The sequence below is a fragment of the Streptomyces broussonetiae genome (assembly GCF_009796285.1).
Taxonomy (GTDB): Bacteria; Actinomycetota; Actinomycetes; order Streptomycetales; family Streptomycetaceae; genus Streptomyces; species Streptomyces broussonetiae.
The window spans coordinates 4224527-4240132 of sequence record NZ_CP047020.1 but is presented as its reverse complement, the minus strand read 5'-3'; the positions used below and the strand labels follow the sequence as shown (position 1 = coordinate 4240132).

Below are 15606 nucleotides of genomic sequence, written 5' to 3'. Positions count from 1 at the left end.
TGCGCCTTGTTGAACGTGTTCAAAAGGCTCGGGGGGAACTGTATGCGTCTGTGAGGTCGGTGTGACCGTTGTTGTCGAAACCGTGACTCAGACCCAGGTGTCCAGCCACATCCGCGACCGCCACGAGTCGATCGGGATCGCCGTGCCCGTGTACAGGGGCCAGAAGTAGATGAAGTTCCAGGCGATCAGCAGCACCAGCACGCCCGCCGCCGACGCGCCGACGACCCGGCGGGTGTCGCCGGCGCCGGGTGGCCCGATGATCGCGCCGATCATCATCGCCACCGCCAGGCTCAGGAACGGCAGGAAGACGACCGCGTAGAAGAGGAAGATCGTGCGCTCCTGGTACATGAACCAGGGCAGGTACCCCGCGGCGATGCCGCAGGCGATCGCGCCGGCCCGCCAGTCGCGGCGGAACGCCCAGCGCCACAGCACGTAGAGGATCGCGAAGCAGGCCGCCCACCACAGCAGCGGGGTGCCGATCGCGAGCACCTCCCGGGCGCACTTCTGGCCCGCGTTCGCGGGGCAGCCGTCCACGCCGGGGTTGGGGGACTCGTAGAAGTACGACACCGGGCGGCCCAGCACGATCCAGCTCCACGGGTTGGACTGGTAGGTGTGCGGGGACGTCAGCCCGACGTGGAACTCGTACACCTCGTGCTCGTAGTGCCACAGACTGCGCAGCCAGTCCGGCAGGAAGGTCCAGCTGCCGCCCCTGCCGTCGGTGGCCGCCCAGTTGCGGAAGTAGCCGCCCGTGCCGTCGCTCGGGGAGAGGATCCAGCCGAGCCAGGAGAGCAGGTAGACGGCGACGGCCGTCGGAAACGTCGCAAGGAAGGCGATGCCGGTGTCGTACTTGAGAGCTGCGGCATACGGGTGATGGGCACCGGCCGTCCTGCGGGCGCCGACGTCCCACAGCACCGCCATCACACAGAAAGCGGCCAGGATGTACAGGCCGTTCCACTTGGTGCCGATGGCCAGGCCCAGCATCAGTCCGGCCGCCCAGCGCCAGGGGCGCAGGCCCAGGCGGAGGGTGTCGCCGACGTGCGCGTCCGGGCGGACCCGGCCGTCGGCGTCCACGGGCAGGGCGGCGGCCAGTCTCGCCCGTGACCGGTCCCGGTCGATGACCAGGCAGCCGAAGGCGGCCACCACGAAGAACATCAGGACGCCGTCCAGCAGCGAGGTCCGGCTCATCACGAACTGCAGGCCGTCCAGTGCCATCAGCGTGCCCGCCAGGCAGCCGAGGAACGTCGAGCGGAAGAGCCGGCGCCCGATCCGGCACAGCAGCAGCACGGAGAGCGTGCCCAGCACCGCGGTCATGAACCGCCAGCCGAACGGGTTGAACCCGAAGACCAGCTCGCCCAGCCCGATGATGTACTTGCCGACCGGCGGGTGCACGACATACGCCGCGTCCGTCGGGATCGCGAGGTGCCCGTGCGTCTGCAGGACCAGGTCGTTGGCGTTCTTGTCCCAGTTCACCTCGAAACCGCGGTGGACGAGCGCCCAGGCGTCCTTGGCGTAGTACGTCTCGTCGAATATCACCGCGCGCGGGCTGCCCAGGTTCCAGAACCGCATCAGGCCCGCCATCAGCGTGACCAGCAGCGGACCGCCCCAGCCCGACCAGCGCAGGATCCGCTCGGCGAGCACCGGCGGCACACCGAGCGCCTGCCACAGCCGGGGGCTCGGCTCGGCGTACGGGGGCACCAGACGGTCGCGTACGTCGCCCGACGGCGCGTCCTTGGCCGGTACGTACCCGAATCGGCGCAGCCGCTGCTGCCACGACGGCCGCTGGTCGTGCGGTGCCTGGCCCTGCCGGAGGTCCATGGAGGACGCGGTACTGGTCACCGCGCCATCGTAGGGAACCGCGCTGTGCGAGTCCCGTGCATGTGGGGTACCGGTGGGATCACGGCCGTTTTCCCGGGGTCCGGGCACCGTGCTCGGGTCCCGGGGTGCGGGCGGTGCCTGCGAGGATGGGAGCGTGACTGGAACCCTTGTCCTTGCAGGTACCCCCATCGGCGACATCGCGGACGCCCCGCCCCGGCTGGCCGAGGAACTGGCCGGCGCCGACGTGGTCGCCGCCGAGGACACCCGGCGGCTGCGCCGGCTCACCCAGGCCCTCGGCGTCACCCCGGGGGGCCGCGTGGTGTCGTACTTCGAGGGCAACGAGTCCGCCCGCACGCCGGAGCTGGTCGAGGAGCTGCTCGGCGGCGCGCGCGTGCTGCTCGTGACCGACGCCGGGATGCCGTCGGTCTCCGACCCCGGCTACCGGCTGGTCGCCGCCGCCGTCGAGAAGGACATCCGCGTCACCGCGGTGCCCGGGCCGTCCGCCGTGCTGACCGCGCTCGCCCTGTCCGGGCTGCCGGTCGACCGGTTCTGCTTCGAGGGCTTCCTGCCGCGCAAGGCGGGCGAGCGGCTGTCCCGGCTGCGCGAGGTCACGGACGAGCGGCGCACGCTCGTGTACTTCGAGGCCCCGCACCGCCTCGACGACACCCTCGCCGCCATGGCCGAGGTCTTCGGCGCGGACCGGCGCGCCGCCGTCTGCCGGGAGCTGACCAAGACGTACGAGGAGGTGCGGCGCGGTCCGCTGGGCGAGCTGGCGAGCTGGGCCGCGCAGGGCGTGCGCGGGGAGATCACCGTGGTGGTCGAGGGGGCGCCCGAGGCCGGGCCCGAGGAACTCGACGCGGAGGAACTGGTGCGGCGGGTGCGGGTGCGCGAGGAGGCCGGGGAGCGGCGCAAGGAGGCGATCGCGGCAGTGGCCGCGGAGGCGGGACTGCCCAAGCGTGTCGTTTTCGATGCCGTGGTTGCCGCCAAGCGTTCCGCCGAGTGAGGCCGTTTCGGGTCACGCGCTTGAGGTTTCGGGCCGCGCCGTCGACGTTTCCGTCCGTGGCGGGCTCTTTCCTGTCCGTGGTTGAGCGCGCAATTTCCCACGCCTTTTCGGGGCGCTGTCCCTGACCTGCATAAAACCCCCTCTGAGCAGGGGTGTTCTCGGGTGAGCGAATCGGCCATGGGAGAGCAAAAGGCTGTCGCCGATGGCAAAGGGAAGTCGGGCCGGACAGGGGTCATTCGGCAAGGAACCGCCAAATCGCCTCCAACACTCGACAGGCCGGATGCATTCGCGGCGGCGGAAGCGTCCACTGGTCGAAGGGACGCATTCGTCCCTCTGACCAGCGGACCAGAGGAGCTGGCATGAGCGAGATCGCAGGGCAGACCGGCCTCCGGGGTACGGCCACAGCCGTCGTTCACGAGTCGTATTCGTTCGCCTGCATGCGCTGCGGGCACGGCTGGGAGCAGTCGTACGAGATAGAGCACCACACGGATGCCGGCGGGCAGGAGTTCGTGCTGTATGTGGCCGACGGCCGGGTCGTGCCGTCGCCGCTGAGCAAGCCCAGCTGCCACAACTGCGACGGCCATGTCGTGCGGATCATGCGCGCGGGTCAGGTCTCGTCGGTACGAGGCGCCGCGCAGCGGCACCACAGCGTGCCGCAGGCAGGCCCGGTCGAGACGCCGCAGGTGCCCGCGGTGGCCATGGCGCCCCGGGAGCCGCACCACTGGCATCTGTCCGATCTCCTGCACGCCTTCCAGCGCAAGGCGGGCTGAGCACCGCTCCGTCCGCCGGGGGGCATGTCCCTTTCGTAGGATCGGGGCATGCCTTCGAACGCCGGCCAGAGCTCCAAGGACGACAAGTACGGCGCGCCGCCGCTTCCGGCGCCCCTCAACGTGCCCGTCGCCGACTCCCACACCCACCTCGACATGCAGTCGGGCACGGTCGAGGAGGGTCTTGCGAAGGCCGCGTCGGTGGGGGTGACGACGGTCGTCCAGGTCGGCTGCGACATCAAGGGCTCGCGGTGGGCCGCCGAGACCGCGGCCGCGCACGCCGGCGTCCACGCCACCGTCGCCCTGCATCCCAACGAGGCCCCGCGCATCGTCCACGGCGACCCCGACGGCTGGTCGCGGCAGGGTGCCCGGCAGCCGGGCGGTGACGCGGCGCTGGACGAGGCCCTCGCCGAGATCGACCGGCTGGCCGGACTGCCCCAGGTGAAGGGCGTCGGCGAGACGGGCCTGGACCACTTCCGCACCGGCCCCGAGGGCAAGGCGGCCCAGGAGCGGTCCTTCCGTGCCCACATCGAGATCGCCAAGCGGCACGGCAAGGCGCTGGTCATCCACGACCGCGACGCCCACGCCGACGTCCTGCGCGTCCTGAAGGAGGAGGGCGCCCCCGAGCGCACCGTCTTCCACTGCTACTCCGGTGATGCCGAGATGGCGGGGATCTGCGCGCGCGAGGGCTATTTCATGTCCTTCGCCGGCAACGTCACCTTCAAGAACGCCCAGAACCTGCGGGACGCGCTCGCGATCGCCCCGCTGGAACTGGTCCTCGTGGAGACCGACGCGCCCTTCCTGACCCCGGCGCCCTACCGGGGCCGGCCGAACGCGCCCTACCTGATCCCGGTCACGGTCCGCGCGATGGCCGCCGTGCGCGGGATCGACGAGGACACGCTGGCGACGGCCCTGGGCGTCAACACCGCCCGCGCCTTTGGTTACTGAGCGCACACACACGCGCGTACGCGCAACAGTACGTAGTCGCGTCGCTTTGGAGAGTGACGGTCGCTCCGCTAGGTTCTGGGGGCCCGATCCGGACCCCTCTGGCACCTCTGGAGCGTGTCGGCGTGAGCAAGTCGCAGTACGAGACGTTCGAGACGCACGAGCCCTACGGCCGTGACGTGCCCGTCGACCTGTACGGCCACGGCCGTGGGATGCCCGTGCACGCCGCGCAGACCCTGCCGTACGGGCCGTACAAGGACACCTACCGGCCCGCCTACGAGGCGGAGGCGTACTTCGTCGCCGAGCCGGTGCTGCCCCGGCAGGGCCGGGGCAATACCGCGCACTCCGGGAGCGCGCCGGAAGAGCACGCCGGGAGCGCACCAGAAGCCGCGGCACGCGCCGCAGCGGGCGGGCGTGCCGAGCGTCGGCGCAGGGCGCGCTGCGCCGAGCGCCCCGAGTCCGCCGTGCGCCGCCTGCTGCCGCAGGCGTTGGTCGTGGCCTTCCTGGCCGGCGGCACCAGTGCGTTCGTGGCCAACGACAAGGCGATCGAGCTGACCGTCGAGGGCAAGCAGCGCACCCTGCACACCTTCGCCGACGACGTGCACGAACTGCTCGCCGACGAGGGCGTGCGCGTGGGGGCGCACGACATGGTCGTCCCCGCCCCCGGCACGGCGCTCGCCGGCGGGGACACCGTCGCCGTGCGCTACGGGCGCCCCGTCCGGCTCACTCTGGACGGTGAACGGCGCGAGGTGTGGACGACGGCGCACACGGTGGAGGGAGCGCTGGACGAGCTGGGGGTGCGCGCGGAGGGCGCGTACCTGTCCACTTCGCGCTCCCAGAACATCGGACGCGCCGGGCTCGCACTCGACGTGCGCACCGAGCGCGCCGTCACGATCATGGCGGACGGGCGGCCCCGCACCCTGCGCACCAACGCGGCCACCGTCCGCGAGGCGGTCGAGGAAGCCGGGATCACCCTGCGCGGCGAGGACACCACGTCGGTGCCGTCCGACAGCTTCCCGCGCGACGGGCAGACGATCACCGTACTGCGGGTCAGCGGCAGCCGGGAGGTCCGTGAGGAGCAGATCCCGTTCACGACCCAGCGGACCGAGGACCCCACCCTCTTCAAGGGCACCGAGATCGTCGAGCCCGGGCAGCCCGGACTGCGGCGCGACACCTACTTCCTGCGCACCGTCAACGGCGTCCACGAGAAGCCGCGCCGCGAGACGTCCGAGGTGGTGCGCAAGCCGCACCCGGAGGTCGTACGGGTGGGCACCAAGCCCCTGCCGGCCGCCGTGGACGGCGCCGACGGCCTGAACTGGCGCGGCCTCGCCGCCTGCGAGTCCGGTGGCCGCCCGCACGCGGTCGACCCCTCGGGAACGTACGGCGGGCTCTACCAGTTCGATGCGCACACCTGGCACAGCCTCGGCGGCAGCGGACGCCCACAGGACGCATCGGCCGAGGAGCAGACCTTCCGCGCCAAGAAGCTCTACAAGCGGCAGGGGTCGACACCCTGGCCGCACTGCGGGGCACGCCTGCACGGCTGAGCAGGCCGTACGGCCCCGTACCCTTGTCCCGTGAGCAGCCCCACCTCCGACGCCCTTCTCGGACCCGCCGACATCCGCGAGCTGGCGGCAGCGCTCGGTGTCCGTCCCACCAAGCAGCGCGGCCAGAACTTCGTGATCGACGCCAACACGGTCCGCCGTATCGTCCGCACCGCCGAGGTCCGACCCGACGACGTCGTCGTGGAGGTCGGGCCGGGGCTCGGATCCCTCACGCTGGCGCTGCTGGAGGTCGCCGACCGGGTCACCGCCGTCGAGATCGACGACGTGCTGGCCGGAGCGCTGCCCGCGACCATCGCCGCGCGCATGCCGGAGCGGGCCGAGCGGTTCGCGCTGGTCCACTCCGACGCGATGCACGTCGCCGAGCTGCCCGGCCCCGCGCCGACGGCACTGGTGGCGAACCTGCCCTACAACGTCGCCGTGCCCGTGCTGCTGCACATGCTCGACACCTTCCCGACCATCGAACGCACCCTCGTCATGGTGCAGTCCGAGGTCGCCGACCGGCTGGCCGCCGCGCCCGGCTCGAAGGTGTACGGCGTGCCGTCCGTGAAGGCCAACTGGTACGCCGAGGTGAAGCGGGCCGGCGCCATCGGCCGCAACGTCTTCTGGCCCGCGCCCAACGTCGACAGCGGACTGGTCTCCCTGGTCCGGCGGACCGAGCCGATCAGGACGACGGCTTCCAAGGCGGAGGTCTTCGCGGTGGTCGACGCGGCCTTCGCGCAGCGCAGGAAGACCCTGCGGGCGGCGCTCGCCGGATGGGCCGGGTCGGCGGCTGCCGCCGAGGCCGCCCTGGTCGCGGCAGGGGTCTCGCCGCAGGCGCGCGGGGAGGCGCTGACAGTGGAGCAGTTCGCGCGGATCGCCGAGCACAAGGAGTCCGGCAAGTGAGTGTCACGGTGCGGGTGCCGGCGAAGGTCAACGTCCAGCTCGCGGTGGGTGCCGCGCGCGCGGACGGTTTCCACGACCTGGCCAACGTCTTCCTCGCGGTCGGCCTCTACGACGAGGTCACCGTGACCCCGGCGGAGGAACTCAGGATCACCTGCGTGGGCCCGGACGCCGACCAGGTCCCCCTGGACCGCACCAACCTCGCCGCGCGCGCCGCGATCGCGCTCGCCGCACGCCGGGGCATCGAACCGGCCGTGCACCTCCACATCGCCAAGGACATCCCGGTCGCCGGCGGCATGGCGGGCGGCAGCGCGGACGGCGCCGGCGCGCTGCTCGCCTGCAACGCGCTGTGGAACGCCGGCGCCTCCCGTGCCGAACTCCTGGCAATCTGCGCCGAGTTGGGCAGTGACGTGCCGTTCAGCCTGGTCGGTGGCGCGGCCCTGGGGGTCGGGCGGGGAGAGCGGCTGACGGCCCTGGAGGTCGGCGGCACCTTCCACTGGGTGTTCGCGATGGCCGGGCGGGGGCTGTCGACTCCGGCGGTCTTCGGTGAGTTCGACCGGCTGGCGCAGGGGCGGGAGATTCCGGAGCCGGTGGCTTCGGCGGAGCTGCTCCAGGCGCTGGCGAAGGGTGACGTGGACGCGCTGGCGGGGGCCGTTTCCAACGACCTCCAGCCCGCGGCGCTGTCCCTGTTCCCGGAGCTGGCGGACACGCTGGCGGCGGGCCGGGGGGCGGGTGCGCTGGCCGCGCTGGTCTCCGGGTCCGGGCCCACGACGGCGTTCCTCGCGCGCGATGCCGAGTCGGCGGAGAAGGTGGCGGCGGCCCTGCGGGCGTCGGGGACGTGCAGGGCCGTGCGGATGGCCCAGGGGCCGGTGGCGGGGGCGACGGTTCTCTAGGGCTTCAGAGTTCGTCGATCGCCGTCAGGTCGATGTCGATGGGCCTCTGCAGGCAAGCCACTGCTGCGCAGGCCGAAGACGAGCAAGTCGACCACGTTGCCGTGGAATCGGCGCTGTGGGCTCCCGAAAACCAGACTCCCGTCGATCAACTCGGTGTGCGGCGGGAGATCCGGCAGCGTGAACAGGTCGTCCACGGTGTATCCGTCCAGCGGTGGCACCGGCCATTGAACGCGGTGCTCCACGGACTCGACGGTCGTGGTTCCTCCCATGGACGGGATCCTGCCGCCCGCCCTCCACGGCAGCGGTCGCTTCTCCATCGCGTCATTACAAAGAGTGACCGCACCCTCGCGCTCCGCCCCCGCCCCCCGAGGCCCTACGCTAGAAGGCTGACCGACCCCCGCGCACAGGAGTGAAATGGCCGTCAACCTGGTCAATGTCGAGAACGTCAGCAAGGTGTACGGCACCCGTGCCCTGCTGGACGGCGTCTCACTCGGCGTGTCGGAGGGTGACCGCATCGGCGTTGTGGGCCGCAACGGCGACGGCAAGACCACGCTCATCCGGATGCTCGCCAAGCTGGAGGAGGCCGACACCGGGCGCGTCACGCACTCCGGCGGGCTGCGGCTCGGCGTGCTCACCCAGCACGACTCCCTCGACCCCGCCGCCACCGTCCGGCACGAGGTCATCGGCGACATGGCCGACCACGAGTGGGCCGGAAACGCCAAGGTCAGGGATGTCCTGACCGGGCTGTTCGGCGGCCTGGACCTGCCGGGCTTCCCCAAGGGGCTCGACACCGTCATCGGGCCGCTGTCCGGTGGTGAGCGGCGCCGGATCGCGCTCGCCAAACTGCTGATCGAGGACCAGGACCTGGTCGTCCTCGACGAGCCCACCAACCACCTCGACGTCGAGGGCATCGCCTGGCTCGCCCAGCACCTGCAGAACCGGCGGTCCGCGCTGGTGTGCGTGACGCACGACCGGTGGTTCCTCGACCAGGTGTGCACCCGCATGTGGGACGTGCAGCGAGGCGACGTGTACGAGTACGAGGGCGGCTACTCCGACTACGTCTTCGCCCGCGCCGAGCGCGAGCGCATCGCCGCCACCGAGGAGACCAAGCGGCAGAACCTGGTGAGGAAGGAGCTGGCCTGGCTGCGCCGCGGCGCCCCCGCCCGTACGTCCAAGCCGCGCTTCCGGGTCGAGGCCGCCAACGAGCTGATCGCGGACGTGCCGCCGCCCCGGGACAGCTCGGAGCTGATGAAGTTCGCCTCCTCGCGGCTCGGCAAGACCGTCTTCGACCTCGAGGACATCACCGTCCAGGCCGGGCCGAAGGTGCTGCTCAAGCACGTCACCTGGCAGCTCGGCCCGGGTGACCGGATCGGTCTGGTCGGCGTGAACGGCGCGGGCAAGACCTCGCTGCTGCGGGCCATGGCCGACGCGGCCCGCACGCAGGGCGAGGCGCAGCCGGCCGCCGGGCGCGTCGCCGTCGGCAGGACGGTCAAGCTCGCCTACCTCTCCCAGGAGGTCGCCGAACTCGACCCCTCCTGGCGGGTTCTGGAGGCCGTGCAGCAGGTCCGCGAGCGCGTGGACCTCGGCAAGGGGCGCGAGATGACCGCCGGGCAGCTGTGCGAGACGTTCGGCTTCAACAAGGAGAAGCAGTGGACGCCGGTCGGCGACCTCTCCGGTGGTGAGCGGCGCCGGCTGCAGCTCCTGCGCCTCCTCATGGACGAGCCCAACGTCCTCTTCCTGGACGAGCCCACCAACGACCTCGACATCGAGACCCTCACCCAGCTCGAGGACGTCCTCGACGGCTGGCCCGGCTCGATGATCGTCATCTCCCACGACCGGTTCTTCGTCGAGCGCACCACGGACCGGGTGTTCGCCCTCCTCGGCGACGGCGCCCTGCGGATGCTGCCGCGCGGCATCGACGAGTACCTGGAGCGGCGCCGGCGCATGGAGGAGGCGGTCGCCGTGCAGTCCGCCGCCGCGGCGCCCAAGCCGGCCGCGACGGAGAAGAGCGCCGCCGACCAGCGTGCCGCCAAGAAGGAACTCCAGAAGATCGAGCGGCAGTTGGACAAGATCTCCGAGAAGGAGTCCAAGCTGCACGCCCAGATCGCCGACAACGCCACCGACTTCGCGAAGGTCGCCGGCCTGGACGCCCAGCTCCGCGACCTCGCCGGGGAGCGCGAGGAACTGGAACTGCGCTGGCTGGAGTTGGCGGAGGACGCGTAACGGGGAGCGCGGGGCTGCGTAGCGGCGCGGGCGCCAGGCGGCCACCATGGCGTGAACCAGCCGCCCCACGCCCCCACTTGACCCCCCTCGTCGCCCGGGGCGCCCTCGTCCTCGGCCGGCGCGCGGTGCTGGTGCGTGCGCCGCGTGAAGGGGGCGTGAAGGCGTGTAACGGCGGCATCACGGGCCGGTTCTCCCTTGAGAACAGGGGCGGATCCGAGCCCGTGGGCTGTCAGTGGCGAGTGATAGAAAGATCCGTCTGAGAACTTTCTGAGTAACGACCCAGGGTTTGTCAAGAACCTCAGGGCGTGGCTAAAAATCAGTGAACGAGGGGGAAGAGCGCTGATGACTCAGCCGCCCAACCAACCGCCGCAGGGCGGTTTCGGAGCGCCACAGGACCAACCGCCACAGGGTGGTGGCTTCGGCGCCCCGCAAACGCCACCGGCCCAGGGCGGTTTCGGCCCGCCGAACGTCCCACAGACCCCTGCGGCCGCCCCCGGCGCCCCAGGCGTGCCCTCCGCTCCGCCACCGGCCCAGCCGCCCGCCGCGCCGCCGATGCCTCCCGTCCCGCCTGCCCAGCAGCCGCAGCCGCCCCAGCCCGGGTACGGCTACCCGCAGCAGCCCGGCCCGTACGGCTACCCGCAGCAGCCTCAGCAGCCGGGCCCGTACGGGGCCGCGCCGCAGCCCGGTTACGGCTATCCGCAGCAGCCGCAGTACCCGGGCGCTGCCGCCACCGCGCCCGCCGGCAAGAGGAAGACCGCGCTGATCATCGGCGCCTCGGTGGCCGCGCTGCTCGTCATCGGCGGCACGGTGTACGCGGTCACCAGCGGCGACGGCGGTGGCAAGAAGAAGCCCGTCGCCCAGCAGAGCGACGACCCCAAGCACTCCGCCTCCGCATCGCCGAGCGCGTCCGGCGGCGGCGACGACCCGGAGAACCTCAACGCGGGCCGGAAGGCCGGCGAGGCCAAGGTGCTCTGGTACCAGTCGGCCCCGGACGCCCCGGCTTCCGGTGCCGACGCGCCCAGCATGTGGATCACGGACAAGGTGGCCGCGAAGGCGGCGTACAAGCAGGTCTTCGCCTACGGCGTCGGCGACGGCAGGCCCGCCTGGGGACCGATCGGCTTCCCGCAGAAGATCTGCGCGGTCACCTCGCAGAAGTCGGCCGACGACAAGGTCGTCGTGGCGTACATGAACGGCGCCGGTGACGGCGCCAAGTGCAACCAGCTCCAGCAGATCGACCTGAACACCGGTCAGAAGGGCTGGAGCGGCCAGGTCGCCGACGGCGGGCTGTTCGACAGCGCGCTGAACGTCTCGCTGTCCGTGACCGGCAGGACGCTGATGGTGGCCCGTTCGGAGTCGGGCACGGCGTACGACATCGACACCGGCAAGAAGCTGTACGACAAGACGAAGTACGGCCAGGCCTGTTTCCCGGCCGCCTACGCGGGCGGCACGAACCGGCTGGTCCAGGTGTCCTCCTGCGCCTCCGGCACCAGCAGCGAGCACGACGAGATCCAGGAGCTGGACCCGGCCACCGGCAAGGTCAGGTGGACCCAGCCGGTGAAGAAGGGCTGGCAGGTCTCCCGGGTGTTCTCCGTCGACCCGCTGGTGGTCTACCTGACCAACGAGGACAAGAAGGCCTGGAACATCTCCACCTTCACCAAGGACGGCAGGTTCCGCTCGGAGGTCAAGGTCGACGAGAAGTTCGGCCCCCGCTGCGGCTGGGCGATCCTCGAGCGCGACCTGCAGGGCTGCCAGGGTGTCGTCGCGGACGCCGACACGCTGTATCTGCCGACGGACACCACCAGCAGCGCCAACGAGATCGTCGCGATCGGCCTCGCCGACGGCAAGGCGAAGTGGCGGGCCAAGTCCCCGGCGGACGAGCCGATGTACCCGATGAAGGAGGACGGCGGCAAGCTCGTCGCGTATGTGCAGCCGTCGTACGGCACGGGCGGTCAGGTGGTGTCGATCCCGGTCACCGGCTCTTCCCACACCACCGCCAAGCTGCTGCAGAACCCGTCGGGCACGGCCGAGATCGAGAACACCTTCTACGACGGCGTCATCGACTGGGCCGACGGGCGGTTCTTCATCTCCACCGGCCGGCTGTCCGGCAGCGACCAGACGAAGGAGAAGCTGATCATGGCCTTCGGCAACTGAGCCGCAGCCAACGGTCCTTCCTCGCTTCCACCGAGTCACCGAATCCCCAGCGCCGTTCGGCCTGCCGAGCTTCACCGAGGTACCTTCGCCATGACCCAGCCGCCCCCTCCGCCGCCCAACCAGCCTCCGCAGCAAGGCGGTTTCGGCCCTCCGAGCCCGCCTCCGGGCCCGCCCCCGAGCCCCTCTGCGCACCAGCCGCCGGCCGCCCCGCCGGCGCCCCCGGCCCCGCAGCCCCAGCCCGGCTACGGCTACCCGCAGCAGCCCCCGGCCCCGCCGCAGCCCCAGCCCGGCTACGGCTACCCCGGCCCGCAGCAGAACCCGTACGGGCAGCAGCCGGCCGCCCCCTACGGCGTCCCCGGCCCGCAGAACCCGTACACGCAGCCCACCCCGCCCATGCAGGCCGGGCAGCCGGGCTACGGCTATCCGGGGCCGCCGCCGACCGTGCCGATGCAGCCGCAGCCGGGACCGGGCGGCGGCGGGCGGAACAACACCACGCTGTTCATCGTCGTCGCGGCGGTCGTCGCCATTGCGCTGATCGTCGGCGGCGGGCTGTGGTATGCCAAGTCCTCCGGCGACGACGGCAAGAAGCACGACAGCGCCTCCTCCAGCGGCGGCTCGGCCGGCGGGAGCGGCACGGGCGGCTCCGGGGGCACGTCCACCGGCGGCAAGGAGACGGTGCCCGCCGACCCGGCCTCCCACGTGCTCTTCCAGGTGCCGCTGCCCACGGCGGACGACACGACCAGCACCGCGGGTTCGTGGCTGACCGACAAGGTGTACGCCAAGAGCGGCCTCGCCGAGGTCGTCGGCTACGACCCGGCCAAGGGCTCCAAGCTGTGGACGATCAAGCTGCCCGGCCCCATCTGCGCGGCCAGCCAGCACGTCACGTCCGACGACAGGACGGCGATCGTCTACCAGCCCAAGTGGAACACGAAGAACACCATCGCCGGGTGCACGCAGATCGCCGCGATCGATCTCGACGCGGGCAAGAAACTGTGGACGCAGTCGGTCAAGTCCGGTGACTACCCGGTCAACTACCAGAATGTGACGGTCGCTCAGCGCACCGTCGCGGTCGGTGACACGAACGGCGGTGCCGCCTTCGACCTCGACTCGGGCAAGGCCCTGTGGCTGCCGAAGCCGGGCGACAGCTGCTACGACGCGGGCTACGGCGGTGGCGACAGGCTGGTCGCGGTGCGCCACTGCGGAGACTCCGGCAACGAGCAGCTCAGCATCCAGACCCTCGACCCCAAGACGGGGAAGGTGGTCTCCGAGTACCGGATGGACCCGGGTATCCAGTACGCCTCCATCGTCTCCACCGACCCGCTGGTGGTGGCCGCCGACGTCGGCGACGGCGCCGGCGACGGCAGCGGCGTCTCGGACTACTTCTCCATCGACGGCAAGACCGGCAGGCTGCTCGCCCACATCTCCGCGCCGGGCGGCACCTACGGGGGCCGCTGCGACGGCATCACCCGCATCGAGTACTGCAAGGAGATCGTCGCGGGCAACGGCAAGCTGTACCTGCCGACCGAGCAGCACGACGGCTCCGGCCAGTACAGCAAGACCAACGAGATCGTCGCCTTCGACCTGAACACCGGCAAGCCGACCGGCCAGCGCGTCGAGGCGGGCGACGGCTATCTGCTGTCCCCGCTGCGCATGGACGGCGGCAACCTGATCGCCTACAACCAGCCGCCGTACAACAAGGGCGGTCAGGTCGTCGGCATCGACGGCGGGTCGTTCAAGATGACCAAGCTGCTGGAGAACCCGCAGAGTTCGCGGGAGGCGGAGGGCAACATGCTGCCGGAGTACGCGGAGATCCTCTTCGCCAAGGGCCGTCTGTACATGTCGCAGATCTTCGCCCAGCGCAAGGGCACCTCGTCGTCCGGCCAGGAGGACCTGGTGGTGGCGTTCGGCACGAACGGCTGACCGGCCGGCCGGCGCCGCCCGTGACGCTCGCCCGAACGGGTGACATACAAGAAGTGCCCCGGATTTCATCGATCCGGGGCACTTCTCATCGAGAGGGGCAGCAAGACGTCGAACAAGCGTGTAGCTTCCGGGGACATGAAGGGCGAGGTGCCGGGGGGCCCTCTGTCCTTGTGGAGCGGTGGACGTCCGTAGTGGGGCATCCATGGGGGGGGACTGGGGGGTTGCTCTATGGGAGTGCGGCTCATGGTCGTCGACGACCATCGCCTGCTCGCGGAGGCGCTGGCGTCGGCGCTCAAGCTGCGCGGACATCGGGTGCTCGCCGCCGCGGCGCCGGCCGTGGGCGCGGCGGACCTGGTGATCGCGCGGGCGCCGGAGGTGTGCCTGCTGGGTACGGCGGCACCCGCCGAACCGGGGGCCTTCGACCCGGTGGTGAAGATCAAGCGGGAGCGGCCGCAGGTGGCCGTGCTGGTGCTCGGCCCGGTGCCGTCGCCGCGGGGCATCGCGGCGGCGTTCGCTGCGGGGGCGTCGGGGTACGTCCGGCACGACGAGCGGATCGAGGGCGTCGAGCGGGCCATCATGAAGGCCCGGGCGGGAGAGGCGGCGGTGGCGCCGCAGTTGCTCCAGGGCGCGTTCGGCGAGCTGCTCAATCCGGCGGCCCAGCCCGACGACGAGGCGCAGCGACTGCTGGAGATGCTCACGCCGCGGGAGGTGGAGGTACTGGTCCGGGTGGCCGACGGGGAGGACACGCGGCTGATCGCGGCCGGGATGGGGATCGCGCCGAGCACCGCGCGGACGCATGTGCAGCGCGTGCTGATGAAACTGGGCGTGGGCTCGCGGCTGGAGGCCGCGGCACTGGCCGCGCGAACGGGCCTGTTGGACCGGGCCGGACCGCTGAACTCCGGCCCTGAATGAGCCCGTGCCGCCCGCGCCCCCGTGCCGCCCGCGCCGCCCGGGGTTCCTCCAGGCGGACGCGCGGTGGCTGTGGTCCTGGGCCTGGGGGCGCGGGGAACGGCGCGATCAGCCACGAAGAACCCGCAGCCGGGGACGGCCTGCACCGCTACGGCGGAAACCGTCCCCTGCCGACGGTCACTCCTCCGGCGACCCCTGCGGAGCAACGGGCTGGGGCGCCGCAGGCCTGAGCTTCAGCCAGGCCAGGAAGAAGATGCCCAGCAGGAGCATGCCGATTCCGGTCCACAGGTTGATGTTGACGCCCTGGGCCTTGTCGATGGCGGCCCGGGAGTCGGTGATGCCGGTGATCGTGACGATGACGCCGTACAGCACGAACAGGCCGCCGATGATGCGGCGCAGGTCGAAGATGCGGGCCGCGGTCGCGGACCTGCCCTCCAGCTCGGTGACCTCCCTCTGGACGTCCTCCTCGTTGTAGTGGAAGCCCTCGTGACGGCGGTCGGAGTGCTCTGCGGGGTCGGGGTGTTCGCTCATGGTTGCTC

At 71.5% G+C, this 15606-nt stretch carries 12 protein-coding genes and 1 pseudogene; 10 read left to right on the top strand and 3 right to left on the bottom strand.

Annotation, left to right across the window (positions count from 1 at the left end):
• Window positions 1-87 precede the first annotated feature (87 nt).
• Window positions 88-1836 (bottom strand): dolichyl-phosphate-mannose--protein mannosyltransferase, encoded by a 1749-nt coding sequence (locus GQF42_RS19525; protein WP_199272728.1) that lies wholly within the window; start codon window positions 1834-1836, stop codon window positions 88-90.
• Window positions 1837-1969: 133 nt separating this feature from the next.
• Between GQF42_RS19525 and rsmI the strand changes: the two genes are divergently transcribed.
• The 6 genes from rsmI to GQF42_RS19495 all read left to right on the top strand — a co-directional run bounded on the left by rsmI (window position 1970) and on the right by GQF42_RS19495 (window position 7864).
• Window positions 1970-2818, top strand: a complete 849-nt coding sequence (gene rsmI, locus GQF42_RS19520) for a 16S rRNA (cytidine(1402)-2'-O)-methyltransferase (protein WP_158921650.1) — start codon at window positions 1970-1972, stop codon at window positions 2816-2818.
• A gap of 359 nt (window positions 2819-3177) precedes the next feature.
• Window positions 3178-3588: a hypothetical protein gene (locus GQF42_RS19515; RefSeq protein ID WP_158921648.1), complete on the top strand. Its 411-nt coding sequence runs from the start codon at window positions 3178-3180 to the stop codon at window positions 3586-3588.
• 48 nt (window positions 3589-3636) lie between these two features.
• Entirely contained in the window at window positions 3637-4533 is an 897-nt protein-coding gene (locus GQF42_RS19510) for a TatD family hydrolase (protein WP_158921646.1), read from the top strand.
• A 122-nt stretch (window positions 4534-4655) separates the two neighbouring features.
• The gene (locus GQF42_RS19505; protein WP_158921644.1) at window positions 4656-6074 is read left to right on the top strand and encodes a resuscitation-promoting factor; all 1419 of its coding nucleotides are present in this window, start codon (window positions 4656-4658) and stop codon (window positions 6072-6074) included.
• 30 nt (window positions 6075-6104) lie between these two features.
• Window positions 6105-6974: a 16S rRNA (adenine(1518)-N(6)/adenine(1519)-N(6))-dimethyltransferase RsmA gene (gene rsmA, locus GQF42_RS19500; RefSeq protein ID WP_158921642.1), complete on the top strand. Its 870-nt coding sequence runs from the start codon at window positions 6105-6107 to the stop codon at window positions 6972-6974.
• On the top strand, window positions 6971-7864 hold the full coding sequence (locus GQF42_RS19495) for a 4-(cytidine 5'-diphospho)-2-C-methyl-D-erythritol kinase (RefSeq protein WP_158921640.1): 894 nt from the start codon (window positions 6971-6973) through the stop codon (window positions 7862-7864). The genes rsmA and GQF42_RS19495 overlap by 4 nt, the downstream gene beginning before the upstream one ends.
• A gap of 59 nt (window positions 7865-7923) precedes the next feature.
• Here GQF42_RS19495 and GQF42_RS19490 read toward each other — a convergent pair.
• Window positions 7924-8133 (bottom strand): annotated as a pseudogene (locus GQF42_RS19490) (Uma2 family endonuclease); the annotation flags it as partial.
• A gap of 145 nt (window positions 8134-8278) precedes the next feature.
• On the opposite strand from GQF42_RS19490, the gene GQF42_RS19485 reads away from it, so the two are divergent.
• The 4 genes from GQF42_RS19485 to GQF42_RS19470 all read left to right on the top strand — a co-directional run bounded on the left by GQF42_RS19485 (window position 8279) and on the right by GQF42_RS19470 (window position 15070).
• Window positions 8279-10087 (top strand): ABC-F family ATP-binding cassette domain-containing protein, encoded by a 1809-nt coding sequence (locus GQF42_RS19485; protein WP_158921638.1) that lies wholly within the window; start codon window positions 8279-8281, stop codon window positions 10085-10087.
• 342 nt (window positions 10088-10429) lie between these two features.
• Window positions 10430-12238, top strand: coding sequence for an outer membrane protein assembly factor BamB family protein (locus tag GQF42_RS19480; protein ID WP_158921636.1), 1809 nt, complete (start codon window positions 10430-10432; stop codon window positions 12236-12238).
• A gap of 90 nt (window positions 12239-12328) precedes the next feature.
• Entirely contained in the window at window positions 12329-14158 is a 1830-nt protein-coding gene (locus GQF42_RS19475) for an outer membrane protein assembly factor BamB family protein (protein WP_158921634.1), read from the top strand.
• Window positions 14159-14386: 228 nt separating this feature from the next.
• Window positions 14387-15070 carry a helix-turn-helix transcriptional regulator gene (locus tag GQF42_RS19470; RefSeq protein ID WP_158921632.1) on the top strand — a complete coding sequence of 228 codons (684 nt, stop codon included), beginning with the start codon at window positions 14387-14389 and terminating at the stop codon, window positions 15068-15070.
• 174 nt (window positions 15071-15244) lie between these two features.
• Here GQF42_RS19470 and GQF42_RS19465 read toward each other — a convergent pair whose 3' ends face one another.
• Window positions 15245-15598, bottom strand: a complete 354-nt coding sequence (locus GQF42_RS19465; protein ID WP_158921630.1) for a hypothetical protein — start codon at window positions 15596-15598, stop codon at window positions 15245-15247.
• Between the last annotated feature and the right edge of the window lie 8 nt (window positions 15599-15606).

Coding starts and splice junctions, on each gene's coding strand:
- GQF42_RS19480 (WP_158921636.1), top strand. CDS start 10,430: ATGACTCAGCCGCCCAACCAACCGCCGCAGGGCGGTTTCGGAGCGCCA.
- GQF42_RS19515 (WP_158921648.1), top strand. CDS start 3,178: ATGAGCGAGATCGCAGGGCAGACCGGCCTCCGGGGTACGGCCACAGCC.
- GQF42_RS19510 (WP_158921646.1), top strand. CDS start 3,637: ATGCCTTCGAACGCCGGCCAGAGCTCCAAGGACGACAAGTACGGCGCG.
- GQF42_RS19485 (WP_158921638.1), top strand. CDS start 8,279: ATGGCCGTCAACCTGGTCAATGTCGAGAACGTCAGCAAGGTGTACGGC.
- GQF42_RS19475 (WP_158921634.1), top strand. CDS start 12,329: ATGACCCAGCCGCCCCCTCCGCCGCCCAACCAGCCTCCGCAGCAAGGC.
- GQF42_RS19465 (WP_158921630.1), bottom strand. CDS start 15,598: ATGAGCGAACACCCCGACCCCGCAGAGCACTCCGACCGCCGTCACGAG.
- GQF42_RS19470 (WP_158921632.1), top strand. CDS start 14,387: ATGGGAGTGCGGCTCATGGTCGTCGACGACCATCGCCTGCTCGCGGAG.